Source organism: Caballeronia sordidicola (assembly GCF_002220365.1).
Taxonomy (GTDB): Bacteria; Pseudomonadota; Gammaproteobacteria; order Burkholderiales; family Burkholderiaceae; genus Caballeronia; species Caballeronia sordidicola_C.
Window position 1 is genome coordinate 1 of the sequence record NZ_MTHB01000123.1, and the last position, 26,493, is coordinate 26,493.

24 protein-coding genes and 1 pseudogene are annotated in these 26,493 nt (G+C 59.7%); 14 read left to right on the plus strand and 11 right to left on the minus strand.

Annotated elements, in window-relative coordinates:
* Together BSU04_RS19700 and istB are read left to right on the plus strand one after the other, a co-directional pair.
* A partial coding sequence (locus BSU04_RS19700; protein WP_144021287.1) for a Mu transposase domain-containing protein occupies window positions 1-1,044 on the plus strand: 1,044 nt, incomplete at its 5' end.
* Window positions 1,041-1,859: an IS21-like element helper ATPase IstB gene (istB, locus tag BSU04_RS19705; RefSeq protein ID WP_062172269.1), complete on the plus strand. Its 819-nt coding sequence runs from the start codon at window positions 1,041-1,043 to the stop codon at window positions 1,857-1,859. The genes BSU04_RS19700 and istB, both read left to right, overlap by 4 nt.
* Window positions 1,860-2,110: 251 nt before the next feature.
* On the opposite strand, the gene BSU04_RS46480 is transcribed toward istB, so the two are convergent.
* The gene (locus BSU04_RS46480) at window positions 2,111-2,272 is read right to left on the minus strand and encodes a hypothetical protein (protein ID WP_179258371.1); all 162 of its coding nucleotides are present in this window, start codon (window positions 2,270-2,272) and stop codon (window positions 2,111-2,113) included.
* 312 nt (window positions 2,273-2,584) lie between these two features.
* Between BSU04_RS46480 and BSU04_RS19715 the strand changes: the two genes are divergently transcribed.
* From BSU04_RS19715 to BSU04_RS19725, 3 genes are all read left to right on the plus strand, one after another.
* A complete protein-coding gene (locus tag BSU04_RS19715; RefSeq protein WP_089162210.1) occupies window positions 2,585-3,574 on the plus strand; it encodes a hypothetical protein in 990 nt (329 codons plus the stop codon).
* 411 nt (window positions 3,575-3,985) lie between these two features.
* Window positions 3,986-4,843, plus strand: coding sequence for an oxidoreductase (locus tag BSU04_RS19720; protein WP_089162211.1), 858 nt, complete (start codon window positions 3,986-3,988; stop codon window positions 4,841-4,843).
* 356 nt (window positions 4,844-5,199) lie between these two features.
* The gene (locus BSU04_RS19725; protein WP_089162212.1) at window positions 5,200-6,387 is read left to right on the plus strand and encodes a hypothetical protein; all 1,188 of its coding nucleotides are present in this window, start codon (window positions 5,200-5,202) and stop codon (window positions 6,385-6,387) included.
* Window positions 6,388-6,442: 55 nt separating this feature from the next.
* Here the strand turns inward: BSU04_RS19725 and BSU04_RS19730 are convergent, their stop codons facing one another.
* From BSU04_RS19730 to BSU04_RS19750, 5 genes are all read right to left on the minus strand, one after another.
* On the minus strand, window positions 6,443-6,805 hold the full coding sequence (locus tag BSU04_RS19730; RefSeq protein WP_089162213.1) for a translation initiation factor Sui1: 363 nt from the start codon (window positions 6,803-6,805) through the stop codon (window positions 6,443-6,445).
* A 243-nt stretch (window positions 6,806-7,048) separates the two neighbouring features.
* Window positions 7,049-8,521, minus strand: a complete 1,473-nt coding sequence (locus BSU04_RS19735) for an aspartate ammonia-lyase (RefSeq protein WP_089162214.1) — start codon at window positions 8,519-8,521, stop codon at window positions 7,049-7,051.
* Window positions 8,514-9,497 (minus strand): LysR family transcriptional regulator, encoded by a 984-nt coding sequence (locus tag BSU04_RS19740; protein WP_089162347.1) that lies wholly within the window; start codon window positions 9,495-9,497, stop codon window positions 8,514-8,516. The genes BSU04_RS19735 and BSU04_RS19740 overlap by 8 nt, the downstream gene beginning before the upstream one ends.
* Window positions 9,498-9,584: 87 nt before the next feature.
* Window positions 9,585-10,967, minus strand: coding sequence for an MFS transporter (locus tag BSU04_RS19745; RefSeq protein WP_089162215.1), 1,383 nt, complete (start codon window positions 10,965-10,967; stop codon window positions 9,585-9,587).
* A gap of 273 nt (window positions 10,968-11,240) precedes the next feature.
* Window positions 11,241-13,067, minus strand: coding sequence for an ABC transporter transmembrane domain-containing protein (locus BSU04_RS19750; protein ID WP_089162216.1), 1,827 nt, complete (start codon window positions 13,065-13,067; stop codon window positions 11,241-11,243).
* A gap of 229 nt (window positions 13,068-13,296) precedes the next feature.
* Here BSU04_RS19750 and BSU04_RS19755 point away from each other — a divergent pair, with 229 nt between their 5' ends.
* Window positions 13,297-13,488, plus strand: coding sequence for a hypothetical protein (locus tag BSU04_RS19755; protein WP_089162217.1), 192 nt, complete (start codon window positions 13,297-13,299; stop codon window positions 13,486-13,488).
* A gap of 136 nt (window positions 13,489-13,624) precedes the next feature.
* On the opposite strand, the gene BSU04_RS19760 is transcribed toward BSU04_RS19755, so the two are convergent.
* Window positions 13,625-14,371: a glucose 1-dehydrogenase gene (locus BSU04_RS19760; protein WP_089162218.1), complete on the minus strand. Its 747-nt coding sequence runs from the start codon at window positions 14,369-14,371 to the stop codon at window positions 13,625-13,627.
* Between the two features lie 153 nt (window positions 14,372-14,524).
* Window positions 14,525-15,205 (minus strand): O-methyltransferase, encoded by a 681-nt coding sequence (locus BSU04_RS19765; protein WP_089162219.1) that lies wholly within the window; start codon window positions 15,203-15,205, stop codon window positions 14,525-14,527.
* 576 nt (window positions 15,206-15,781) lie between these two features.
* On the opposite strand from BSU04_RS19765, the gene BSU04_RS19770 reads away from it, so the two are divergent.
* Window positions 15,782-16,870, plus strand: a complete 1,089-nt coding sequence (locus tag BSU04_RS19770; RefSeq protein WP_089162220.1) for an alpha/beta hydrolase family protein — start codon at window positions 15,782-15,784, stop codon at window positions 16,868-16,870.
* 432 nt (window positions 16,871-17,302) lie between these two features.
* Here BSU04_RS19770 and BSU04_RS19775 read toward each other — a convergent pair whose 3' ends face one another.
* Window positions 17,303-17,689, minus strand: coding sequence for an ester cyclase (locus BSU04_RS19775; RefSeq protein ID WP_089162221.1), 387 nt, complete (start codon window positions 17,687-17,689; stop codon window positions 17,303-17,305).
* Window positions 17,690-17,773: 84 nt separating this feature from the next.
* Window positions 17,774-18,667 carry a LysR family transcriptional regulator gene (locus BSU04_RS19780; protein WP_089162222.1) on the minus strand — a complete coding sequence of 298 codons (894 nt, stop codon included), beginning with the start codon at window positions 18,665-18,667 and terminating at the stop codon, window positions 17,774-17,776.
* 265 nt (window positions 18,668-18,932) lie between these two features.
* Between BSU04_RS19780 and BSU04_RS19785 the strand changes: the two genes are divergently transcribed.
* From BSU04_RS19785 to BSU04_RS19805, 5 genes and pseudogenes are all read left to right on the plus strand, one after another.
* Window positions 18,933-20,144, plus strand: coding sequence for a multidrug effflux MFS transporter (locus BSU04_RS19785; protein WP_179258372.1), 1,212 nt, complete (start codon window positions 18,933-18,935; stop codon window positions 20,142-20,144).
* Between the two features lie 106 nt (window positions 20,145-20,250).
* Window positions 20,251-20,421: pseudogene (locus BSU04_RS19790) on the plus strand (SDR family NAD(P)-dependent oxidoreductase); the annotation flags it as partial.
* A gap of 154 nt (window positions 20,422-20,575) precedes the next feature.
* Window positions 20,576-21,040, plus strand: a complete 465-nt coding sequence (locus tag BSU04_RS19795) for a cupin domain-containing protein (protein ID WP_089162224.1) — start codon at window positions 20,576-20,578, stop codon at window positions 21,038-21,040.
* A 167-nt stretch (window positions 21,041-21,207) separates the two neighbouring features.
* On the plus strand, window positions 21,208-21,591 hold the full coding sequence (locus tag BSU04_RS19800; protein WP_089162225.1) for a VOC family protein: 384 nt from the start codon (window positions 21,208-21,210) through the stop codon (window positions 21,589-21,591).
* Window positions 21,592-21,764: 173 nt separating this feature from the next.
* Window positions 21,765-22,892: a C13 family peptidase gene (locus BSU04_RS19805; RefSeq protein WP_089162226.1), complete on the plus strand. Its 1,128-nt coding sequence runs from the start codon at window positions 21,765-21,767 to the stop codon at window positions 22,890-22,892.
* 134 nt (window positions 22,893-23,026) lie between these two features.
* On the opposite strand, the gene BSU04_RS19810 is transcribed toward BSU04_RS19805, so the two are convergent.
* Window positions 23,027-24,379 carry an MFS transporter gene (locus tag BSU04_RS19810; RefSeq protein WP_089162227.1) on the minus strand — a complete coding sequence of 451 codons (1,353 nt, stop codon included), beginning with the start codon at window positions 24,377-24,379 and terminating at the stop codon, window positions 23,027-23,029.
* Between the two features lie 713 nt (window positions 24,380-25,092).
* On the opposite strand from BSU04_RS19810, the gene BSU04_RS19820 reads away from it, so the two are divergent.
* Together BSU04_RS19820 and BSU04_RS19825 are read left to right on the plus strand one after the other, a co-directional pair.
* The gene (locus BSU04_RS19820; RefSeq protein ID WP_089162228.1) at window positions 25,093-25,920 is read left to right on the plus strand and encodes an AraC family transcriptional regulator; all 828 of its coding nucleotides are present in this window, start codon (window positions 25,093-25,095) and stop codon (window positions 25,918-25,920) included.
* A gap of 77 nt (window positions 25,921-25,997) precedes the next feature.
* Window positions 25,998-26,423 (plus strand): cupin domain-containing protein, encoded by a 426-nt coding sequence (locus BSU04_RS19825; protein WP_089162229.1) that lies wholly within the window; start codon window positions 25,998-26,000, stop codon window positions 26,421-26,423.
* The last annotated feature ends 70 nt before the right edge of the window (window positions 26,424-26,493 follow it).

Below are 26,493 nucleotides of genomic sequence, written 5' to 3' on the forward strand. Positions count from 1 at the left end.
TTCGGACATTTGCTCTATCACTTTGTGCTGGCGTTCTCGCGCTGGGAATACGCCAGCGTCGTTGACGGCGGAGAGAGTTTCCAGGCGTTGGCAGCAGGATTGCAGAGCGCTTTATGGCAGGCTGGCGGCTGCCCCAGCGAGCACCGCTCCGACAGTCTGTCGGCAGCTTTTAAGAACCTTCAGGAGAAGGACGACTTTACGGTTCGCTACGCGGCGTTGCTTGGGCACTATGGCATGGAAGGCACGCGCAACAACCGTGGCTTGGGGCACGAGAATGGCAGCGTGGAATCCTCGCATCGCTACTTGAAGGACGCAGTTGATCAGGCGTTGGAGTTACGTGGTCATCGCGATTTCGATGATCGGCCGGCCTACGAGGAGTTTGTGCGCGGCGTGGTGATGCGCCGCAACCGGCGCAATGCCGCGGCGTTTCAAGTCGAGCGCACATACCTCATGGATCTGCCTGAACACCGTACCACCGACTTTGTTGAGGACGAAGGGCGCGTGACGCGCAGCGGCACTTTTACGGTGGATGGCAGCATCTACAGCGCGCCCTCACGCCTAATCGGGCATCGCTTGAAGGTACGCCTCTACAGCGATCGGCTTGATTGCTATCTGTCGGGAGCGCTCGTGCACAGCACGGCGCGAGTCAGGCGTACGAGCACAGGTCGCGGGCGTGCAATTGATTACCGACATTTTATTGAGTCGCTCAAACGCAAACCCCAAGCCTTCAGGGGCCTCGTGTTTCGTGACGATCTGTTTCCACGCGAGGCGTACCGCCGGACATGGGAGTGCCTGGATCAAGCACTGAGCCCGCGCAACGCGTGCAAGGTCATCGTGGGCCTGCTGGAGCTTGCCGGCAACTACGGCGTAGAGGCAGAACTGGCCCAGCGGCTTGACGTGTTGCTGGAACTCGGAGATCTGCCCGATTTGGAAGCGCTCTTCGCAGAATTTGCTCCGCGCCAGGCCGAATGTCCCATTGTATTAGTCGAGATGCCCGACGCCTCGATCTACGACGCATTGCTTGACGAAGAGGTGGCCGCATGAGTGCACCGACGTACGACACCGGCAGCATGGGACTGATGCTCAACGAATTGCGTCTGCCAACAATCGGTCGACTGTGGTCTGACTTCGCCCAACGGTCCGACAAAGAAGGCTGGCAAGCATCGCAACTGTTGGGCGCATTGTTCGAGCACGAATTAGCTGAACGTGCAAAACGCAGACTGGAACGCCATCGCGTCGAATCACAATTGGATCCGACCAAGACTCTCGCCACGTTCGACTTCAGCGTCGTGCCCATGGTATCGAAGGCACATGTCATGGCGCTGGCCACAGGCGATGCGTGGCTTGAGAAAGGTGCCACGATCCTTCTGTTTGGGCCACCCGGTGGAGGAAAAAGTCACTTGGGATCAGCGATTGGTCACGCCCTGATCGACGCGGGCTATCGGGTCTTGTGCACCCGCACCAGCGAATTGGTGCAGAAGCTTCAGGTGGCGCGAAAGAGCCTGCAATTACCGTCGGCACTTGCCAAACTCGATCGTTTCGATCTGATCATCTTGGATGATCTGTCGTACGTGAGAAAGGACCAGGCCGAAACCAGCGTGCTGTTCGAGTTGATAGCCGAGAGATATGAAAGAAAAAGTCTTCTCATCACGGCCAATCAACCATTCTCGGGGTGGAATGACGTGTTTCCTGACCCTGGTATGACCGTCGCCGCCATAGACCGCCTCGTTCATCACTCGACGATCTTCGAACTGAATGTCGAAAGCTATCGGCGCCGCAACGCCAATGACAGACAGAAAGAGCGGCGGCGTCAATTACCCACAGACGACCACAACGGAGCGACAACTATAGCCAATTGACAGCGACAATTACCCCCGTCGACCGGCCATCATAGTTGTCGCGCAACCGGACATCGTAGTTGACGATATCCAATTTTCGTCGTCCTTGCCGATGTGGGACAGTTCACCCGTCAATGGCGAGACCTGTCCGATTTTCACGGTTACGTCGGCGTGCGCCAGAAGCGGTTGCGCCGCAACTAACACGGTCAGCACAATAGGGATAAGTTTCAGGTTTTGCACGGTCGGGCGCTCGCTCAGTTGCGTCGGCGGCTTCAGGGATTGATGCCGCAAACGATGTTGGCCCTGGACAATGGCGGAGGGTTGTAAAGATAGTAAAAGAGCGCCGCAAGAGCCAAAATCGGCTGCTGGGCCATTTGTGCAATTTTCAATCGATTAGATGCCGCCTGAAGCGTTTTTTTATCGACGCTCTGCAACAGCAGTGCCTTCGCGCCGAAGATGCGAGCCGAACTGTTTCAATGGTGGACGTCGACGGCTTGACGTGATCGGTACCGGGTGAAGCGTCAAGGACACGTGCAATCGTGCGCAAACCCGACGCCAGCCTCGAAAGCTGGCTGATTCGCACCGTGCAATGCGGACACAACGCCGCTCTATCACGCCAAAAATACAGATCGGCCTGGTTAACATAGCAAATCCAGACTATAAAAAACCATGGTCTGGGTGCGCTTGCGCCATTCGCATTGAGTTCACCGTGCCGAATCAGGTCCGCTGCGCTGGGGGCTCGATTAATGAAGCGCATTTCATTTCTTTCGATCGTGTTATTGCTCGCGGCGCGATTCGCCTTTGCCGACATCGTCATCGGCAACCCGACAGCCTCGACCAGCAATTTTTCGGTCAACATCCAACTTTTTGCGCCGACGGGCCAGAGCTTCATTGCCGACAGGAGCGTACTCAAGTCTGTCGGTATGTGGACGAGCACCTGTAGTTGCCTCCCTTTGATAAGCTTTCAGCTGGCCCTGTTCAGGGGCTCCGGAACATCGGGAGCCGTCCTTGCCACGAGGCAAGCGGTTGCACCGCAGGGCCTGTACGGCTTCTTGAATTTTGACTTCAGCGGTGTCGCGGTTACGGTCGGGCAAACCTATACCGCCGTCATGACCCAGATCACACCGAATCCCCCGAACAGTGCTGGCACGGGTATTTATGGCACTCCGAATAATTATCCGGGTGGTATTGCATTCATCAAAGCAGCCCCGCATCCGGATGCAGAATTCGCCCTGCGGGTGATCGACGATCCGCTCGCTGCGGCTGCCCGCGAGTATCCGGCAAAATTTGTGTGCGGCGCTCCTGCCACGGACGCCGCCCAGAACGGCCAGGGACTCGTGGCTGCCGGTCAGTACTTCGCCACGGTAAATGTGCACAACCCGGCTGACGTGACGGCGGTCTTGAAGGTGAAAGTGGCTACCGCGGGTACCGATGCAAAGTCCGCAGGGTTTGTCTCGTCATTCACTTATGTGCAACTCGGTGCCGATCGCGTCCAAAAGTTCGACTGCGACGACATCCGGTCCCTCGCCAGAAATCCGCAGTCCGGCGCGGAGCCATCGGGATTATTGGACGGCTTCCTTGTCATCATCACCGACTTCGATCTGGACGTCGACACGGTTTATACAGGCGCGCAAGACGGTCAATTGAAAACGTTCGACATTCAGCGTGTGCCTGGAAGAGACCTGAATAGCCTGCCGCAGCAACCCTTTGGTAACACCCCCGGGAAAGCGCCATAGTCGGCGGTGCGGCGCCTTCGTTTTTAGCGTCGAGCTTCTCTGCCGCGCTTCTCCCCTTGGGCCGCCTCTTGCGACACCGAGCTTGCTTTTGCTCGTAGATGCTACGGTCATCTTCGCAACAACTCGTTCGCCACCGATTTACAAGTAGGAAGCTTCCAATTCGCAGGCCGAAACCCAACGCCTACCTATACGATTTGCTCTGAACTGGTTATTTTCTGAGTTCCGCGAGCAATCCGCGTCGCTCGCTGCGTGAAAGTCCGTCGCGAAGCAGCATCGGCCCAACGGTCATCGGAGCGATGACATGCAGGCGAGCAGCCGACCACGCTGAGCGCTCCAACATGCGATACTTTTTGTCCCGCTACCCCCGCCGTGTGGTTTGGCTGCTGCGCGGCTCTCGTCAAAAGGAACCTCATGCCAACCGATCACGCTCTCTCGTCCGCACCCGTTTGGTTTATCACCGGCTGTTCCACCGGATTCGGCCGAGAGCTCGCACTTGCCGTTCTTGATAAAGGCTGGCGTGCCGTCGTGACAGCTCGTCAACCCAGCTCCCTGGCAGAATTTGGTGAGCGCTACGGTGAGCGCGCACTGGTGCTCGAACTCGATGTAACCCAAGCCGGTCAGATCAAAAACGCGGTTAAAAAAACCCTGCAACAATTCGGTCGTATTGACGTGTTGGTCAACAATGCCGGCTATGGCTACCTGAGCGCCGTCGAGGAAGGCGACGATCACGACGTGCGCGAGATGTTCGAGGTCAACTTCTTTGGCGTTGCCGATACCATCAAGGCCGTGTTACCCGCGATGCGAGCACAGCGCGCCGGACACATCGTCAACATCACGTCCGTTGGCGGCCTGATCGGCAATCCGGGAAGCGGCTACTATGCCGCCAGCAAGTTCGCGGTGGAAGGCCTGAGCGAAGCGTTGGCCGCCGAAACAGCCGACTTTGGGATCAAGGTTACGGCGGTTGAGCCCGGGCCGTTCCGTACCGATTGGGCAGGACGTTCGTTGAAGCAAGCGAAGAAGCCGATTGAGGCGTACGAGGCGGGCGCTGGCAAGCGCCGCGCTACCATCTCAGCCGGAAGTGGCAAGCAGCCAGGCGACCCGGCGCGTGCGGCCCTGGCTATCATCGCCGCGGTGCAGTCGCCAACGCCTCCGGGCCATCTGATCCTGGGCAGCAACGGGCTGGAGCGGGTCAAAACCAAGCTGGAGGCTCTGCGCGCCGAGATTGCCGCATGGGAAGCCACCACCCTGAGCGCCGATTTTCCCAGCTAGCCAGGTAGATCCACGCAGTTGCCGGCTTGGCTTCAGTTCGATTGGACCACCGGATTGAGGGACCGCGCCGGCGCAAACCGGCGCGGCAAAGCCTCTGTTGTCGCAAGACTGGGGCGTCAGCGTGTCGGATGCGTGCACTGGCCGCCAGAGCAGGCAAAAATTTCCGGACCGACGACGTCGGTACAGCTATGGTTGTTCGGCATAGGGTCTTTCGCCTGGGTTATCCGCCGAAACATCATCCCGGGCCCTTCAGGACGTGCGGAAAAGAGTCGATATCCCGGAGACACGACTGAAAGTCCGGTCCGGAGATTGGAGAATTTCACGCGGCCTGCCGCACGGAATTCCGAGGTGAAAGTATGGAAAAGAAAGTGCTCGTCGCGGTCGCCGCCGCGCTGATGTCCTCTGTGGGCGCGCTGCATCCCGAACCCGCCCGTGCCGCCGACGCTGCAGCCTCGGCCTACGAAGACTCGACCGTCGATGCATCTCTCGATCCCGGCGAAGAACGCGTCTCCGCCGATGGCGACAATCAGGCGCGCCTGAAGGACCTGCGCTATGCGTATTTCATCGGCTATAACGCGCGCGCCAGGGAGGACTCGACATCCTATGCGAGCTTAGGTGACGAGGTGAAACATCCGCAGAAGCAGCTTGCCGCGCCGGCCATGCCCGCATCGCCGAAGCCGGTTGTTGAGCGGGTTGCACCGCCAAGGCGAGTCGTAGCGCAAGCCGCGTCGCCAAGGCAAGTATCCGCGCCGGTTGGACCGCCGAAGCGAATGGCTGCTGCGCGAGTCACGCCGTCCAGACAGGTCGTCGCAAAGACCGAGCCTGTTGCGCTGAAGCGCGTTCCCGCGCAAGTCTCACCCGTGCAGCAGAGGCATGTTTACGCGCAAGTCGAGTCTGTGCCGCCGAGGCGGGTCCTTGCGCCGGCCGCGTCGTCGAAGCAGGCTTCGGTGCAGATCATGCCGCCCAAGCGGGCTGAAGCGCAATCTGCGCCTTTAAAGCAGGTTTCTACGCGGACTACGTCGATGAAGCTGTTTGCCACCGCATCCGAGCCACCGATACTGATTCCGACGCAAGCCGTGAAGGCATTGCCGGAAGCAAAATCGGAAAATGACGAGGAATCGCAATACGCCGCGGAGCAACGAACTCAAGCGGCGCAGAACGGACAACCTCGGCCATATCAGAATAGGCAGCCCCAGCAATACGCGGCGGCGCCAGCCTATAACCAAGGGTCGACAGAGTCTCAGCAGTCAGGCGGGTACTCTGGGCGGGAATACGGGGCGCCGCCCTCGCAGCCTCGAGCCGTTCAAGCTAACCAGTACGCGCCCGCGCAGTATCCGCCCGCTCAGTACCAACCGGCTTACGCGCAGTCCGCCTACGTACCTCGGCCGCCCACTCAAGCCGCGGCGCGGCAGGTCGTCATAGTGGCCCGACCGCCTGCCTATCCGGCATATAACCAGATGTACACGCCGCCCGAACTACGTCGGCCGTACCCCGCAGGTTACGGCAATTCGGCGCAGCCAGCCGGGTATCAGGGATGGGAGTAGGCGCACTCACTCGCATGCGCCACCGGGCGCGCCGACCCACGTATGCAACGGGCGATTAGCCCCCGGCCCGCTTCGCGTTGTGGCCGACCTTTTTGAGCGTTTCGATGACCCGCTCGCAATGGTCACCCTGCACTTCAATCACACCTTCCTTGACCGTTCCACCAGAACCGCAGGCCGTGCGCAACTGCTTGCCTAGCAACGCCAAGGCAAGCGGATCGAGCGCCAGCCCTTTAACGAGCGTCACACTCTTGCCGCCTCGGCCCTTGGTCTCGCGAGTCACCCGCACTACGCCATCACCTACTGGCAGTGTCCTGGCAACCGTCTTGCAGGCACATTCCGCGAGCGCCTGCCGGCACTCGGGACACATCCGGCCGCCATCGGTGGAATAGACAAGGCCGCCTTTGGGACTACTCTTCATGATTGGCTTACTCGAAGACGCTTAAATCGGGAATTGGGTCGATTTTAGCAGCTGCGCCTTAGTAGCCGCCTCCCGCCGAATCCGGTCTCAAGCTCAACTTTCGTAGCCGCCCCCCTGCCACTCGCTCTAACCCACGGCCATCTGGTAACGGGAGGTCTGATGGCTCGCCTCAATCTCCGGGTGTCCGCTTGCCGACGCTTCGTCAAATAAGTGTAGCGGCCAACCAATACCATCAACTTTTGCTCATACGTCGAAAACCGGATGCGAGGCCTTGTGAATGGCCACCAACGTATCGTCTTTGGCGAGCAGCCCGGACTCGTCCAGAATAATCAGCAGCGGGCGACCTTCCGCCACTGACTGGCGAGCCAGTTTGCTAACACGAGCATATCCAAGCTTTGGCACGAGCGCGGTCGCCATGGCCATCGAATCCATCAGGTGTTGCTCGTTTCGCGCGATATCGGCCGTGATGCCGGCAACACATTTTTGCGCGAACCGTTGGATCCCGTTAGTCAGCAGCATGATGCTGTCGAACACACGGGACGCCACCACAGGCTCGAAGTGATTGATCTCCAGTTCACCATACTGAACCGCCTGCGCGACCGCAACGTCATTCCCGACGACAGCAAAACTCAACTGGATCATGGCCATTGGCAAGACCGGGTTGACTTTGCCCGGCATGATCGACGAGCCGGCTTGAGCTTCAGGAAGACGCAATTCCCCCAAGCCGCCTACCGGGCCGGATGACAGCACCGTCAGATCCGACGCGATCTTCGCGAGAGACGCCGCACAGGTACGCAGTTCGCCCGAAACGCGAGAAAACACGTCCATGTTCTGCATCGCGTCGAACGGGTTCGACGGTGCCATGTATTCCACGCCGGCGATGCTCGAGAGATGCTGATAGACGGCCGGTCGATATCCTGCTGGTGCGCCAAAACCCGTACCTATCGCGGTACCGCCAAGCGGGAGCGTGCGCAGTTTGTCGCGCACGGCTGCGAGCTCTTCCGCCAGGCGTCGGGTAAGCGACGCGTAGCCGCCAAAAACCTGTCCCAGTCGCATCGGCTGTGCATCTTGCAGACACGTGCGACCGAGATGGAGGATGTTGGCGAACTCCGTCGCCTTTGCGTCGAAGTGCGAAGCAAGTTGCTCTATTTCCGTGACGAGCGGCCCAAGCATCGCGTGCGTTGCGATCTTCAGAGCAGCCGGATACACGTCATTCGTCGATTGCGAACGGTTGACGTGGTCATTGGGATGAATCACGTCGTATGACCCGGGGGGGTGCCCCAGATGCTGCTGCGCCCGATTGGCGATGACCTCGTTGAAATTCATGTTCGTCGAGGTTCCACCGGACCCTTCCAGCAGATCGATGATGAGCGAGTCATCAAACCCTCCTTCAATGACTTCCTGACACGCACGCACGATCGCATCACACTGCTGCGCAGTAAGCACGTCGTTATCACGATTGGCCAACGCGGCAGCCCACTTGCACTGTGCAAAGGCATCCCGGAACTGCGGATAGTGCGCGATGCTAAGAGGAGAGATGCTGAGATTTTCGATACCCCTTACCGTGTTGACACCATACAGTTTGTTGCCGGGTATGGTGACTTCGCCAACGTAGTCGCGCTCGGTTCGTGATTCAGTCCGTGATTCAGTCCGTGATTCAGTCCGTGATTCAGTCCGTGATTCAGTCCGTGATTCAGTGTGAGCAAGCTTATTCATGTGAGTTCCTTTCACCAACAGTAATCAGTTCTTCAATGCCCCGCCCCATCGCTTTCAGCCTGGGCAGGAAAGACGTTTCAATTACTTCGCGCGCCGTGTCGCATGCATCTTCGAAAAATGCGCTGTATTCGTCACGGCGCGCGACCAGATAAAGCGACCGCTCAAGCCCCAAGTTGTCCACCACATGTGTGGCAACCTCGCTCGCATACGCTGCGCCTTGCAGCAGGCACATCGGCGAAGTCACGGCCCATCCGATACCCTCGGCAACCATCGAAGTCAGCGCATCGGCGTTGTCGAGTTCCAGACGGATCGGCATACGCAGCTCGATTCGACGCAGGTAGCGCTCGATCTGCATGCCAACCTGAGAGTTCCGGTTAAAGCGTACGATTGGAAGCGAGTTTGCCAGCGCTCGAACGTCTTCGACGGTTCGGACAGACCTGGGCCGGTCTTTTGGCGTGATGACAAGGTATCGCTCTGAAAAGAGCCGGTAACGCACCACGTCGTTGGCGTCCATCAGCGCGTCGCTCGTGACGATGAGATCCAGATCCCGCCGTAGCAACGCCTCGCCCTGTTGAGGACTCAATCCGGTACGTATGGACAGTTGTGACACTTTCCCCAGCAGATGCTTGGTAAAGACCGAGCCGCAAGTCGCCGCAAACGAGTCGACCAGTCCGATACGCAAGTCGGGCTTGATTCCCTGCCCTGCTTCGACGACCTGGGCTTTCAGGTTCGCGATTTCCTCGTTCAGTATCGCGCCACGGTTGCGCAACGCTATGCCGAACGGCGTCAGCGCCAGCGGCCGCGTGGTTCGATTGACGAGGACCACGCCGAGTTCGTCTTCGAGTTGCCGGATGATCTGGGAGACACCCGATTGGGAAATGCCCATCCGCGCCGCTGCCCCCGACATGCTCCCCTCCTCCGCGACAGCAACGAAGACTTCTACCGCGTGCATATCAATTGGTTTGTTCGACGACATGATGGGCTCTTCCCAATGTTGTCCTGGCATGACGCCGCCGGAAACGTCATCTTGCGCGGCGCGTCGGAGCTTCAACTGTTGCCATTTTCAATTGCCGTCCGACGAAGCGGCAAGTGCGGCACCACGTCCGCCCTCGGCTACAGACTCGCTTTCACTACTTTGATCGGACGTCATGTCCGAAAGGTTTTCACTGCCCGTTTCCGGCGCAAACACGTGGCAAAAGACACCACCGAATACCAATACACCAACGCACACACCGAGTGCCGAGTGAATGCCAACGTGTTGCATCGCTAGCGGAAGAAGGAACGTGCTGATAGCCGAACCGAACCGGCTGGAAGCGACTGCCAGCCCGACACCAGATGCACGCAGATGAGTTGGAAAGAGTTCGGGCGGATACACAAACTCAAGATTAGCGGCCGCTGAGAGAATACAGGCAAACACACCGAACGCGACCATGGTGCCTATCGGCCCGAATCCCGCGTAAGCGAGTATCGCCAGAGCCACCGCTGCGAGGTAGAAAGTTCCAATGAGGAATGCACGGCGCGACAGCTTGTCGACGATCAAGAGACCAACGATCGCTCCCGCGAAAAGCAGGACGTTATAAATTAAGCCGCCTACGAAGTTGTCCTTGACCTGCAAGGCCTGAAGCACCTTCGGGGAAAACGTGCCCAGCGCGAAATACGGGACGACCTGACAGGTGTAGAACACACAACCGACCAGCGTGTTCTTGCGCCAGCGGGGCGAGAGCAATTCCGACCATGCGCCGCGCCGTTGCTCGGATATAACCGACGGTTCAGGGATGATGACTTCGGGCCCAAATTTGCGACGAATGATTGAAAGCGCCTCGTCGCGCCGCCCGCGTTTCATCAACCACATCGGCGACTCCGGCACGCCCAGCCGGAACGGAAGAATGAGCAGTGCCGGGATGCCGCTCGCGGCAAGCATGATGCGCCATGCGTCGGGGCCAATGTCGCGGACGACGAATCCGATGAGGTAGGCGCAGACATAGCCCGCAGCCCACGCGGCGGCGAGCACGCTGAGCAAGCGGCCACGGTAACGGCGTGGTGAGAACTCGGTCACGAGTGACTTGCTTACCACGTAGTCAGCGCCAAGAATCAGTCCCAGCAGCAGGCGAAGGACCAACAGTTGCTCCGGCGAAGTCACGAAATATTGCGCCGCCGATATGACCGCGAACAACAACATGTCGAACGCGAAAATGGTTCGTCGTCCGTATTTGTCAGCAATCGGACCGGCGAACATGCTCCCGAGGAACAGGCCCGCCAGGGATGCTGCGCCGAGCAATCCCATCCAAAGCGGCGTCAAATGAAGCGACACGGAGGCCATGCTCACCGCGATGCCGATGATCCCCAGCACGAAGCCGTCGCTGAACTGGCCTCCCGTCCCGCTAAACGCCACTCGCAGATGGAAGCGGCGCAGAGGAAGATCCTCCAGCAAAATCTGTTTGCTCACTTTTATCTCCTGGGACTTTTGTTATCGCGGCGCGTGGGTCATCGCCTAGAAACAAGTGTAGAGAGACAAATTCAAGAAAATAGCATGTCGGACGACAGTATCAATCAATCTAATACTATGTCGCGCAGGAGCTGAAGTTGATTGCGTATAGTCGCGATGTTGGCATGACAACAGGGCACGATCGGTCGGTCCTGTCGACAAACTGCTGATCGCGGCCAGAAAACTTCCGTGGCAGAAACCGATTTCCGCTGGCCGATGACGGCTCACTCAGCTTCACGCAGAGTCGACACGGTCGCGCACAGCACCGCTCTGCCCCATCTGCCCTTGATGCTCACCGAACTGCAGCGCAGCCAACTGCGCATAGAGCGGCGAGCTTAGAAGCAGTTCGGCGTGACGGCCCTGCGCGACAATGCGGCCTTGTTCCATCACGACAATGCGGTCCGCTTGCTGCACCGTAGCCAAGCGATGCGCGATGACCAGCGTAGTGCGGTTCTGCGCGGCATTGTCGAGCGCCTTTTGCACTAGCCGTTCGCTCGCTGCATCGAGCGCGCTGGTGGCCTCGTCCAGCAGCAGGATAGGCGGATTCTTCAGGATCGCGCGGGCAATCGCAATGCGCTGGCGCTGTCCGCCAGACAGTCGCACGCCGCGCTCGCCCAGGAACGTGTCGTAACCTTGCGGCAGCTCTTCGATAAAACCAGCCGCAGCGGCCATTTCGGCAGCCCGCTGCACCTGCGCGAGTGTGGCTTCGGGCGCGCCGTAGCGGATGTTGTCGAGCACGCTGCCAGAAAAGATCACCGACTCCTGCAGCACCACCCCGATCTCCCTGCGCAACTCGACGAGCGGCACTTGCCGCGTGGGCACGCCGTTGATGTGAATGGCACCAGCCTGCGGATCGTAGAAACGCAGCAGCAGTTGGAACAGGGTGGTCTTGCCGGCCCCGGACGGTCCCACCAGCGCCACATGCTCTCCCGAGCGTACGTCGAGTGAGAGGCTGGAAAGTGCAGCGATACCGGGGCGAGATGGATACGAGAAGCTGACGTTGTCGAAGCGGATGCCCTCGCCACGCGTCGGCAGCGGTACGGTCGTTTCGGCCTCCACCACCGGCGAGCGCGCAGACAGCAGTTGCAATAGCCGCTCGGTGGCGCCGGCGGCCCGCTGGAGATCGCCCCACACTTCGGCGACCGCTCCCACCGCACCGGCTGTGAACACCGCGTAGAGGATGAACTGGGACAATTGACCGGCCGTCATCCGCCCGTCCAGCACTGCCTGCGCGCCGAGCCAAAGCACGAACACAATCGCAGTGAACACCAGCACGATCACCACCGCGGTCAACCAGGCGCGCGCTCGAATGCGCTTGAGCGCCGTCTCAAAGGCCAACTCCACCGCACCGCCAAACCGCCACGCTTCGAAGGGCTCCTGCGTATACGACTGCACGGTCGGCATGGCATTAAGGACCTCGCCCGCCACCGCGCTCGCGTTTGCTACCTTGTCCTGGCTCGCGCGCGAAAGCCGGCGCACCCGCCGGCCGAAGATAACGATCGGCGCGACCACCACCACCAGCGTGGCGATAATGTAGGCCGACAGCACCGGGCTGGTCACCGCCAGCATCGCCACGCCGCCAACAAGCAGGAAGAAATTACGCAATCCCAACGACAGGCTGGTGCCCACCACTGTCTGGATCAACGTGGTGTCGGCGGTGAGCCGGGACAGCACCTCTCCGGTCTGCGTGGTCTCGAAGAATTGCGGACTCATCTCCAGCACGTGGTCGTAGACTGCTCGCCGCAGGTCAGCCGTGACTCGCTCGCCCAGCCAGGATACGAGGTAGAAGCGCAGCGCCGTGGCGCCGGCCAGTATCAGCGAAACAACTAAGAGTGCGAGAAAATAGCGATCAATGTGTGCCCGATCGCCCCCGGCGAAGCCGCGGTCGATCAGGTATTTGAATGCCACCGGCAACGCCAGCGTGGCCCCCGCCGACGTCACCAGCGCCAGGAACGCAAGCGCCCATCGCCCGGCATAAGGGCGCAGGAAGGGAAACAGGGCAAATAAGGGGCCGATAGCCGGCGAAGGCGACGGCGGAGAAGACAGGACAGCGTCTGGCATGAGGATTCCAAGTGAATCGAAGGTTTCCCCGATTGTGCCAGTGCTGCAGATTTGAAGACGGACTGGTCAGCGCCTGTTCTGATCCATCAGTGCTTCCGGGTTCGCTATGTATCGTTCCGGACTGCGTCTATTCCGCTGCGCCCCGGCCGTTAAATTGCTTGCCGCGTGCTTGCCGCGACTGCCTATCTGTATCAAGATCAAGTCGACTCAACAGGAACAAGCCATTCCCATGACAGACAATCCCGATCCCGACAAACTGAAGGGCCCCGGCGGCCTGACGTTACGCCAGATCCATGAACAGGTTCAGAAGAGCGTCGAGCGCGACCGCGAAGCGCACGCAGCGCGCAACGCCGTCGCTCCACCGAAGGGCAGGTGGCAACGTTGGGTGCGCTACGTGTGGGGGCGCAGCGGCCGTCGCTAGCGGCGGCCGCCAAGAGATCTGCCTGTCACAACGTCGATTCGGAAGCAACCTTATCCCGCCGAGCTCGGCCGGCCGCTGCGTTTGACGCCCGACGGAACCACAGTGGCTCCACGCCGGGCACAATCACCCGTCCAGATCAGCGCATGCCGCCGCTCGCGACAACGTGTTCACCCGTCATCCAGCGCGAGTCGTCCGACGCAAGAAACACTGCGATCGACGCGATGTCGTCCGGCTGGCCCAGTCGGCCAAGCGGAGTCTGGGCAAGCGCCCACGCATCAAGGTCGGAGCCGATTATCCCTGCGCTTTGGGTACCCTCGGTCACCACTACGCCGGGATTGATCGAGTTCACCCGAATTTTCCTGGGGCCCAGTTCTCGCGCCAGCACGCCGGTGATCGCGTCGACTGCGCCTTTCGTGCCGCTATAGACGGCACTTGCTGGCGGCGTAATGCGGCTGACGACAGAGCTGACATTGATGATGCTACCTCCCTCGCCCAGATGACCCACGGCGGCCTGCGTGGTAAGCAGCACGCCTAAAACGTTGGTATTGAACTGTTTGTGGAAGTGTTCTTCGGTGATTTCTTCGATCGGTGAGAATTCGTAGACACCCGAATTGTTGACCAGGATGTCGAGGCGTCCGAACGTCTCGATGGCCGCGTTGACAATACCTTTCGCGTCTGCTGCTTTCGACACATCGCCGCCAACGGCGACTGCTCGTCCGTCCGCCGCGGTAATCGCTGCAACAACGGCATCGGCGCCCGCTTTACTGCTTGCATAGTTGACGACGACCGCAGCGCCCTCTGCTGCGAGTGCCTTGGCGATAGCGGCTCCAATACCCTTGGACGCGCCTGTGACAACGGCTACCTTACCTGTGAGCTTGCTCATGATCGTTTCCTTGAAGAGATTGGGTACCGTGGACAATGACTGGCTGTTTCTCGGACCAATCGATTTGCGTTGGTGCAAATGTAGACATCTCTTCGGCCGCGATAAAGCGGCGCAAAACGAATTGACTGGATGGATTTGACGAACAATTAAACGTCAGGATATTTTGACCGAGAGCTCCGTCCCCCCTTTGATGGGCAAATTGACGGACAGAAAGCCGTTCGAAGGATCCCGAATGAAGTCGACATAGTCCGGCTCGCCGTTATCGTTCATCAGGAAGGCACCAATCCTGAGTTGTGGCGCCACGATCTCGATGACCTGCCGGGCTAGCGATGGTCCCGACGCCAGCGGCCAACCATCGATGAGCGCGAAATCGACAGGACCTCCAAGATCTTTGAGTGTCTCGCGACCGTCGCCCTCGCGAATATCCACATAGCGGCTCAATCCGGCTTCGGCGATATTTTGTCTTGCGGTCGCCACCTTTGACGGAACCAGTTCGGAACCGATCACCGTACCTTCGCCGTTGTCGCGCATCGCTGCAGCGAAATAGAGCGTCGAAAATCCGACCGAGGTCGCGAACTCCACCACTTTCTTCGCGCGTATGGCGCGGCAAAGCAGGTAGATCAGATCGCCCTGGGCGGGAAATATTGAAAAACCGTAGCCGGCATAATCGGCTGGATCACAGTCCGGATTGGCACGTGGACCACCATCTTCCGGATAACGCTGTGAAGCCCACACTCGATCGATCACAGCATTGACCTGTGCATCTTGAAGGGGACTTTGCCCCTTGGCGGTTCGGGCTTCACGAAGAAATTTTTCGATCGAGTCGGTATTCATCAGTCAGGCCTCTAGTGAAAATTGAAAGGAATGTCATGTCCAAAAAGCCGGGGCCGTTGCAAGATCGAAAGTCTCGCCCGATACAACTCGCTTCGCCTGGATCACTGCGGCGCTTCCAGAGGGCGTGGCGAAGCATGGCGTGGCTTGCGCGACGCCATTGCTCAGGTCCCTGAAATGAGGACGTTTCAAATGCGGGAATATTGTGGACAACGAGGATTAATCGAGCGGCGACTCGCACGGCCTACGCTGCAGCCAAAGGGCTTACGGGTACCGCAAATTCGGCGCACACTTGCAGTCCTGCTCGCACTAGCAGACTCGCGTCAGGTGCGTGAAGATATCAGGCGCCCGCTTCCGGGAGATAAGCTTGCCGAGAAAGCCGCAAGGCCCGAAGCTTCTTTGAGTCAGCCGTTCCACTATGTCGCTCGTGCTTTCGTTGGCTTATGTCTTACCGTATGACCTCACGGCGGCGCAGTCACACTGCCCTCGTTTAAGGCCTGTCGTCCGCTGCCACGGCCCGCTAAACCAGCGGAGTTCACGCACAACGCAAGTCACTCTGGTTGTCGGGAGAACGAAAAAATGAACCTTGCTCTGCTGGCGAAACGCGGATTCATCCGTCCTGCAATAGCGCTCCTGTCCTGCTGCGTGGCCACGTGGCCCGCAACGACTTTCCCGCAAACCATCCAGCCTGGCGCTCCCTATCCAGTCGGGATGAAACAGCTGGAATACGTGGACAAGGCACAGGGCAACCGGCACCTGGCGCTCACGCTGTTCTACCCAGCTGTACTTAACAACTCCGACGTGCCGACGCGCATGGTTTTCTTTACCAACCTGCACCTCTACAAGAACGCGCACGTGGTGTCCGACAATATAAAACGTCCGCTCATCATGTTCTCGCATGGGCATGGCAGTAACGGAATCTACTACGCCTGGTTTGCCGAGTTCATGGCGTCGCGCGGATATATCGTGGCCACGCTGTATCACTACCGCGCCAACACTTACGACGCAACGATCATGTACACGAGGAGCAAGCTCTGGCAACGCCCTGTCGACATCAGCAAGGACATCACGTTTCTCCTGAACGATAAAGCCTGGGGACCGCATATCGATCCGAATCGAATCGGCGTCGCTGGCCATTCGCAGGGAGGCTTCACGTCGCTCTGGATTGGTGGCGCAATGGTGAACCCAGACAAGTACCTCGCCTATCAACGCGCCTGGAAGAACAACGCGTTGGTGCCGGCGTCACTGCGCAAGGCGTTGCCGCTCGACGCCAAGCCGGCGCTCAAGGTGGCCGACAGCCGGGTCAAGGCGGTTTTCGCGATGGCGCCAGGTGACTTGCCGGGCTTCGGAATGGACGAGCAAGGAGTTGCTCAACTGAAGGTGCCCGCCTATATCATCGTTGGCGCGAGGGACACACAGGCGCCGCCTGAAGAGAATGCCGAATTCGCGGCCAAGTATGCTCCCCACGCTCAACTGGATGTGATGCCAGGCTTGGTCGACCATGAAATTTTCGCCAACGAATGCGACCAGGAAGGAAGGGACACGTGGCCGGAAGCGTGTATCGATGCGCCTGGAATAGACCGCACCAACCTGCACGAGTACATAGGCAATGCAGCGCTGACGTTTTTCGATACCAACCTGAACGTTCAGCGAAGCCCGCAAAACTAGTCGATCCACAACAAGGTATGCATGGGTATCGAATGACCGAATCCAACCGAACCCGGTCCGACCTTGAACTGGCGGAGCGGTCCGCCATTATCCGGTCCGCGTCGGGCAGAAGTCGACCCGCTTCCACCCTTCGACCTGACGCGACTTCAACGGCTGCTTCAAAGGTACGACGGTCGCACCTACGCTTCAGGGACTTCGATTGACGCGGAACAGTCTAACTTGGAGCGATGTTTTTATCGTCGGCTCGCGACCGATTTTCGACGATCTTTACCACAGGGGCAATTCACAACCGGCGAGAAAATTCATGGATCGAAGTCGATCTGAGCAGACTTCTTCGGTTCGCCGCGAACGTTTGATGTGGTTCGAACATCCGATCATAACAATCGACGATAAGCAATCGCGCCTAATGACGAGAGTGGGTAATTTATCGCACTAAAGCTGAGCTTCGATAGCCGCCTTATCTATAACTGACCATACTTGCTCGATCCTTCCTTCGCGAAATTGATAGAACACATTCTCAGTAAAGGAAACTTTCTTCCCGTGCACAGGAAGGCCAAGGAATATTCCCTTTGGTGTACAGACGAAACCTAGCCGGCTCGCTACACAAAGCGAATCGGAAATCAGCAAATGAATGTTGAAATAGAGGTCCGGAATTTCACTAAAGTCTCTCTCCAGCATTGCGCGATAACCTGATAAGCCAATCCGCTGATCGTTGTAGTGCACGTCTTCATGAACGAACTGTCCCAATTGCAGCCAATCCTGCTTGTTCAGGCAGGCAATGTAGCCTCGATAGACGGTGGAGAGGTCGATTTTATCCATGGAGTTACCCTGTCCTTTTACGAGGGTCCCTGCTGCAAAGCGGGGACGAGTTCAAGTTTCACACCAGCGGTATACATTGTCGCGCTAGGAACTGTAGCGCAACGCTTCGATCAGCACAGCCAGGGCGCGTGAAGACTGGCGGCGGCTCGGATAATACAGGTGATAGCCTGGAAAGACCGGAGACCAGTCCTTGAGAACCTGCTTGAGGCGTCCTTCTGCAATATACGGCTGCGACAGATCTTCCGGAATATAAGCAAGACCACCGCCGGCTAGCGCGGCATTGAGCATCTGGTTCGTTCCGTTGAAAATCCACTGACCGTCCACGCGCACCTTTATTTCGTGCCCTGCCTTTTTAAACTCCCAGGCGTACAAACCACCATAGGTTGGCAGCCGCAGATTGATGCAGTTGTGTCCTGTCAGGTCATGAGGCGTTTTCGGCCGCGTTCGTCTTGCGAAGTAAGACGGCGCGCCGACAACCACCATGCGCATGTCCGGTGAAATACGCACAGCGATCATGTCTTTCGCCACCTGATCGCCGAGACGAACGCCAACGTCATACCGTTGCGCGACGATATCGGTCAACCCAAAGTCAACGATGATTTCGACCTTGATATCCGGATAGTCGAGCAGCACTTCAGCCAGCTTTGGCTGAAGTATGGTTGCCGCAGCATGTTCGTCTGCTGTGATGCGAATGGTGCCGGCGGGTTTATCGCGAAGCTCGCTCAACGCAGCCAGTTCCTCATCGATCTCGTCAAACCGCGGCCCCACGGTCGCAAGCAGTCGCTCGCCCGCAGGCGTGGGCGAGACGCTGCGCGTCGTGCGCGTCAGGAGCCGCAGCCCTAACCTCGACTCGAGCCCGCGGATAGTGTGGCTCAGCGCCGATTGCGACACGCCAAGCTTGGCCGCCGCCCTGGTAAAGCTTTGCTCGCGCGCCACGGCGACGAACGCCAGCAAGTCATTGAGATTTTCGCGGGCCATTCATGAATCTCGCTCATATGAGTTTGCCGATTCTACCGTCTAGTCATGCGCTGACGCAGCCAGTAAATTTAGCTGGAGACAAGCGAACCGGCATAGGCGTGCGGCGCGTCGATCGCTCATTCAACTTTCACTGCAATCCGCCCGGCGCCCGGAGCCCAGCTTCGTGGCGCCTGCGGGTTGTCGTTCTTTCGGAACAAGACCTCAAACCATGGCATCGGATGATCAACCCTCTGTCCGGCGGGACGCTGCTCGGCAGAGCCTTCGGATGCTGCTGATCCTCAGCGTCTTGATGGCCTTCGCGTCGATCTCGACAGACCTGTACCTGCCCGCGCTTCCCACGATGGCTATCGCACTGCGCGCCGATGCCGGAACCGTTGAACTGACTATTTCGGGCTATCTGATCGGCTTCAGCCTGGGCCAGCTTCTGTGGGGCCCGGTCAGCGACCGGCACGGACGGCGCTTGCCGATCGCCGTCGGGCTCGTCCTGTTCATCGTCGGCTCGGCTGCTTGCGCGGTGTCGACGAGCGCTCCGATGCTGGTTGGCTGGCGCGCGTTGCAAGCCGTGGGTGCGTGCGCGAGCGTGGTGCTTGCCCGCGCGATGGTGCGCGATCTCTACACCGGACACCGCGCGGCGCAAATGATGTCGACCCTGATGACGGTCATGGCCATCGCGCCACTGCTTGGACCGAGCGTGGGTGGGCTCATCCTCCATGTCGCGTCGTGGCGCGCCATTTTCTGGGCCCTGGTTGGCGTCGGGCTCGCAACGCTCGCCGCGCTCCACGTCCTCCCTGAAACCTTGCCGCCTGAGCGGCGCAACCGCCAGCCGTTGCGCCGCGCGGTGGCGGGCTATGCCGACCTGCTCGGACATCGCCGGGTGCTCGGCTACGCGGGCGCGGGAGGGTTTTTCTATGGCGGCATCTATGCGTATATCGCCGGCACGCCGGCCGCCTACATCACCTATTACCATGTCTCGCCACAGTTTTACGGAGTGCTGTTCGGCGCGGGCATAGTCGGCATCATGCTGACGAACCAGATCAATTCGAGGCTTGTGATGCGGCTCGGCAGCGATCGCCTGATGCGAGCGGGCACGGTCGGTGCGGCGATCGCCGGCATCTTGCTTGCACTCGACGCAGGGACAGGCTGGGGCGGGCTGACGGGACTAGTGATTCCACTCTTCCTGTTTGTCTCCGCAACGGGGTTCATTGTCGCCAACTCGATAGCCGGTGCACTCGGCAGCTTCCCCGAGCGCGCGGGGTCGATGTCGGCGCTGATCGGTGCGATCCAGTACGGCACCGGCATCACGGGCTCGGCGCTCGTCGGACTTTTCGCCGATGGCACCCCGTGGCCAATGGCTTGCGTCATCGCGCTGATGGGCGTTGGCACTCTGCTGTGCGCATTGCTTCTCGTACCGGTTGCCGCAGTCGCATCTAGCGAAGGAGCGGTGACAGGGCAGGAAAACCGCGCGGCCTCGAGCTAGGCCGCATCAAGTGAGGGAATGAGATCATTAGCAATAACATCGAAGGCAAGTCGCGGTGATCACCGGCGGGCAGCGGACTCGGCGAGGTGAGCGCCCGGCATCTGAGAAGAAACTGGCCGACACCGCGGTGGAAACCTTCGGGCGCGTCGACGTCATGATCAACAACGCCGGACTGATGCCGCACTCGCTGCTCGAGCGCCTCGAGGTCGACGACTGGAATCGCACGATCGACGTGAAACTCAAAGGCGTGCTGTCCGGCATGGACGCCGCATTACCGTAGCCTCCGTAGGGTGCGGTCATCACTGCGCACTCAGGTGTTGACCCGGTTACGAACCACCGGGTCGTGGTGTGACAATCGGGCAGCGACCCACCATCCCATGGTGCCGTTGCCCTGCACGTCAATCGCCGGCTCAACCAAAATGGAACAGAACATGCATCGCCACATCTATCTTGCGGCTATTCCCGCTGCCTTTGTTGCCGGCCTGTTTGTGTCTCATCTGAGCACGCCGGCTCAAGCTCAGGCGCCAGATGGCAAACTCACGGCGCAAATCGTAGACCTGGTGGCACTGACCGATGCTGATATTGGCGCGCAGGTCCCGAACATGGGAAGCTTGCGTTCAAAGGGCTTGGTAGTGACATCGAACGGAACCATTGCAGTGCAGACCGGCAACGTGCCAAAGCATACTCATGCGGGCTCAGATGAAATCCAGTATGTGATCTCGGGAAGTGGCACTTTCTGGCTGGGAAGCGAGCAGCGCTCGATTCACCCTGGAGACCTGATCATTATCCCAAAGGGGATGGCCCATGCCGGGTCCGTGCCGACCAGTGGGGAGTTCAAGGTTCTCTCGATCAAATTGCCACCGCAAGCTTCCGGTGACATGCAAATGGTGCCGTGAGAGGCGGGCCGGATTCGGGACCTGGCCTCGGCATGGGAGAACTGACGCGCTTTCTTCGCGGCAGAGCAGCCACGATGTCCGGTTCGAACGGCCGGTTCTGATCAAACTCGTACCATGACGAACTTCCGTCGATATCAAGGATTCTTGGTTATAGAGGACACGAGTCGATGAACTTACCTCCCGCCGAAACCGAGCCGTTGATCGAAGGCTTAAGCGCCATCACGTTGTCCACTCGCGACATGCGCAGCGCCGTGCGTTTCTACCAGGCGCTCGGCTTCCGCCTCTTGCATGGCGGCGAAAACGAACCGTTTACCTCATTCGCGGCGGGTGGGTCGTTTCTCAACCTGATCGCAGAGACGCACGGTCCAATCAACTGGTGGGGCCGGGTAATCATCTATGTGTCAGACGTCGATTCGATGTACCGCAAGGCGCTCGCCGCCGGGATCACTCCAGAGTTCACCCCGCGCGATGCGCCTTGGAACGAACGCTATTTCCATGTCACGGACCCCGACGGGCACGAACTCAGCTTCGCCCGGCCATTGAGGGTTTGACAAGACGGATGTATTAACGAACTACGTCGAGCCTCCATGTTAGATACAACAACCCGTTTCAAATTTGCGTCCGCCTCAGGGTGCAACCGATGGCGGGTTGTAAGCGTTCTAGAAAGCATGCCGGTCTCGGTGCCCATGGGAGTGGCACGTAAGATGAGCTGGACAAAAAACGAATGAGACAATCCGAACCGACACGTTACTTGCGCATGCTTTCAGTACTGTTGGCAACCATTGCCTTGATCGGATGTGCCGAGTTGTCGCCGAGTGACCCAGATGCGCAGAAACAGAGCACGGCGCTTCAGCAGCAGCAAGATGCGCAGGCCGTGCAGGCCGCAACCCAGGCGACAGGTCGACGCGTGTGGTTTGCCGGCTTCGCCATGAACTCAACCTCCACCGCCTTTGAGAATGACATGGAGCTGGTTTCGCGCCGGCTCTCGGAACTGGGCGGACCCGTGCTGAAGTACGAAGACAGCGACGGACGGCAGACGGATAAGTTGCGTTTCCCGTTCGCGACTCCGGCGACGCTCGCCGAAGCGGTACAACAGATATCCAGCCATGCCGGACCCGATGACATCGTGGTGGTTTTCATTTCCACGCACGGCAACCGGAAAATTCTGAGCGTGAATGTCGCGCATCAGGAGTTCAAGCCCATGACGGCCACACAACTGTCGGCCGCGCTCGCTCCTCTGGGCAATCGGCCGACGATCGTGATACTTGCCGCCTGCTTTTCCGGGTCGTTCCTGCCCGAACTCCAGGGGGAGCGGCGCATCGTGATCACGTCGGCGTCGGGAGAACGGGCATCCTTCGGGTGCCAGCCTGACAGTCGCAATACCTTTTTCACCGAGGAACTGTTCGCGGAGAACTTTGATTCCTCGAAGTCGCTGTCACAGATGATGGCGGAGGCCAAAGTGAGGGTCGCCCGACGTGAGCACGCGTTGAAGTTCCGGAATTCAGAGCCACAGATGTCGGTGGGACGCAAGCTGCGGTGGTTGGCGGAACGGCCTTTGAAAGACTGGTTTCAAGCGGGCAAGGAAACCACTGACGTGCCCCCTGTCGCCCCTCTTTCCTTACTTGGCGATGCCGGCAAAACCGCCTATCACGCATACCAGTCCAAACCCTTTCCGCGTGCGTTCGTCATCTCGAGCGGAGGCGCCGGGCAATATGCTGTTGGTACAACACCGCACGACGCTTCGCTACCTTCCGATCCTGCCGCGCGCGCACTTGCGTTGTGCAACCGGCGCGGGCTTGCGGACTGCAGGCTTTACGCCGTGGATGATCGCGTGGTTTGGACCGGTTATTGACCCTGGCGGTCAAGTCATGATTATTCTGGCCATGCCCAACCTGGAACACTTCGCTGACAGCGGGTTCGCCCCAGTCTCCCGCGTGATGACGAACCGTCTGCAACATCCTGCCGGATAGCCTGCCGATGGGGTATTCAGTCAGGCATTCCCTGTCCACGCGTTTCGGGCAGAAACCACGGCAGCACGATCCCGAGCAGGTAGGCCAGTCCAAGCGCCATCGCCGCCTGCGGCGCGCCGCCGAACGACTTGACGATCGTGCCGGCAAGAATCGGGAACACCCACGCGATCATCCGCGCCGCGTTGAACACAAAGCTGATCGCGGTCGAGCGCACGGAGCTCGTGAACAGCTCGCACGGATAGATCGCCATCCATACATACGCGAAACCAAGTGTGAAGAAGCCGTTGATCGGTGCGACCACCGCCATCGCCTCTACCGTGTGCGTGAGCTTGTACGTGACGAACGTGATTACAAGCGCACCGACAAACGTCAGCGAAATGAACGCGCGCCGTCCGATCACATCGATCACGAAACCGCCGACCATGTAGGCGGCGATCGCACCGATCGTGTACGTAATCGACACGCGCGCACCCCATGAGGCAGGGTCGACAACATGTTCGGCCTTGCCAATCGAAACGGTGTAGGCCGGCAGCAAGGTGGAAATTGCCCACCAGCCGATCGTCGCAACGACCGACAGCAGGAACAGCAGCACCGTGCGGCGCGCGGCTTCGCGCTCCCTGAACAGCTGCGCGAGCGTGAACGGACGCTTGTCCTCGCGCGAGTGCTCCGCAGCATGCGTTTCGACTGTCGTCGCGTTCCAGCGCTTTTCGCGCACCGCAGATTGCCACTTCTCCGACTCGTTCACGCCACGCCGGATGTACAGCACAAACAACGCTGGCACCGCGCCAAGCACGAACATCAGCCGCCACGTCTCGGCACCGAGCGGATGTGCGGGAGCGAGCAGATACCAGACCACCGCCGCTAGCAGCGTCCCCCAGCCAAAGCCCGACTGCAGAAATCCGGCACCTTTGGCCCGTGCGCGTTCCGGCCACGTTTCGGACAGCAGCGCGACGCCGGTACTCCATTCGCTCCCCATCGCGAGGCCGGTGAGAAAGCGCAGCGCACACAGCGCGAAGAAGTTAGGCGAGAGGGCAGTGAGACCTGAGAACAGCGCATAAAGGAACACTGACCACAACATCATTCTCTTGCGGCCGACATAGTCCGCCAGCACACCGCCGATCAGGCCGCCGAGCCCCCAGCCGAGCAGTGTGATGCCGATGACGATGCCCGCATACACCGGCGTCGACGCAGCCTGTTCGGGCGTGAGCACCGAGTGCAGCATCGGCGCGAGCACGACAACGAGCGCCAGCGTTTCATAGCCGTCGAAGATCCAGCCAAGGAAGCTCGCGCGCAACACGCGCCAGTGCGTCGAAGTGAGCTCGTCGTACCAGCGGCTGCGCAGGCCGATGGACGTGTTGCCATGTTGCATTTGGGTCGTCTCCTTTATTCGATTTATCAGCTTTCATCAGGCAGTGTGCGCGCACCGGCGTAATCGCGTTGGTGCGTTGTGCGCTGCTGCACGTGCTCGATTTCCACGCGCTGTACTCCGCAAAAGTCAGGTGATTAGCATGCAATATCGCCTGGGTGCGCACAATTCTAAAATGCCTAAGCCCTAATTAGCTTCCGTTTAAGGGACTATTGGCAAAGGCTTTTACGGCTGCCGACCTGACCCGCCTCAGGGTAAGCGAGCGTTGGCTAGTTCCGTGTGCCGTGTCGTCCAGGCCGATCGATCTTATCCAGCGATGTACGAGCCGAACGTATTGACGCGCCGGCAAGTACGGCGACTGGTGAATCCTGCTCGGGAAAAGAAAATTGGAAGGCGAAAGTCTAGCCACATGACCGTTGCCGCTTCCATGACGATCTCCTTTCGGGTGAAGGGAGTGTCAGTCTGTGCCAACCGCCGGGGGCGATAACCGGACGCTGAACGCCTCTTGAAACGTCCCCGAAGCCACCATTCAGGACCGCGCTGCCCTCGTCCACAAATACGTACTATGCGGGCAGTCGCGTTTCAAGCCGGCGCGAAAACCGTACCGCGTCGGCGCGCGTGGGCTGTCCCGTGCGACAATTCTGGTAGCGGCTGCGTACCGCGCCTGAGCGCCCGTGTCGCAGCGCGACACCTCAGGCCATCGAAGGCCAACCCTCATGAACCAACAAGCCCCACCCTCATGCCCCGACTGGGTGAGGCGCGCCGAGCCGATAGAAGGCATCGAGCGTATCGAAGCGTGGTTTCACGGCAACGCGTATGCCATGCACCGCCACGACACCTACGCGATTGGCCGCACGCTCGCCGGCGTCCAGAGTTTCAGCTATCGGCGCAGCCAGCGAAACAGCTTGCCCGGCAACACGATCGTGCTGCATCCCGACGAGGCCCACGATGGTCAGGCGGGCACCGACGAAGGGTTCCAGTACCGGATGATCTACGTTGAACCCGCGCTGTTTCAGGACGTGCTCGGCGGACGCGCGCTGCCGTTCCTCGAAGGCGGCGTGACGACCGATCCGCGTCTCGCGGCGGCGACCGCGACCTTGCTGCAGCACGTCGGCCATACGCTCGAGCCGCTCGAGCAGAGCGATGCGCTCGCCGAACTGGCGCACGCGCTTGCCGCCGTTGCCGGCACGCCCGCACGACGCTCGAAAGGTGACTTCCTCGCGGCGCGGCGCGCACGCGAGTATCTGCGTGCGGATTGCGCGCGCGTCGTTACGCTCGACGAACTCGAAGCGGCGACGGGCCGCGATCGCTGGAGCCTTTCGCACGACTTTCGCACGTTCTACGGCACGAGCCCGTACCGGTATCTGACTATGCGGCGCCTTGATGCGGTGCGCCGCATGCTGCTCGCCGGCACATCGCTCGCTCATGCCGCCGCGGCAGCGGGTTTTGCTGATCAGAGCCACATGACGCGGCACTTCTCGAAGACGTTCGGGCTGACGCCGGGGCGCTGGCTCCAGGTCGCGGGCGGCGTCCGGCGCGGCTGAAAACACCCACAATCGTTCAATACGGCCGCAAGGAGCATGCGTATTCTCGACGCATTGCCCCCTGAAAGGAGAGAACGATGTCCCAATCCTCGAACCACACCACCGCGCCGGCCGAGCGCGGCCAGTGCCAGACGATCGACCTGACCGGCAAGATCGCGCAGATCGACGGTCATTGGCAACCGCGCGTTGTCGCTGAAATGAACGACTATCAGTTCAAGGTCGTGAAGGTCGAAGGTGACTTCCAGTGGCACCGGCATGCCGATACCGACGAAACGTTCATCGTGCTCGAAGGCGAGTTGCGTATCGATTATCGCGCGGGGCCTTCGGGCGACGGTTCGATCGTGCTGCGTGCCGGTCAGATGGCGGTGGTGCCGAAGGGCATCGAGCACAAGCCCTGTGCAAACGCAGAAGTGAAGATGCTGCTGATCGAGCCGCGCGGGGTGGTGAACACGGGCGACGACGAGACGAGCGAGCGTACTGTCGAGAACGACCAGTGGATTTAAGGCGCCCCCCGGCGTATCCCAGGTGACATGTCAGCGCGGGCGAGTTTGTGTGAGTCTTCGGAGGCGCGAG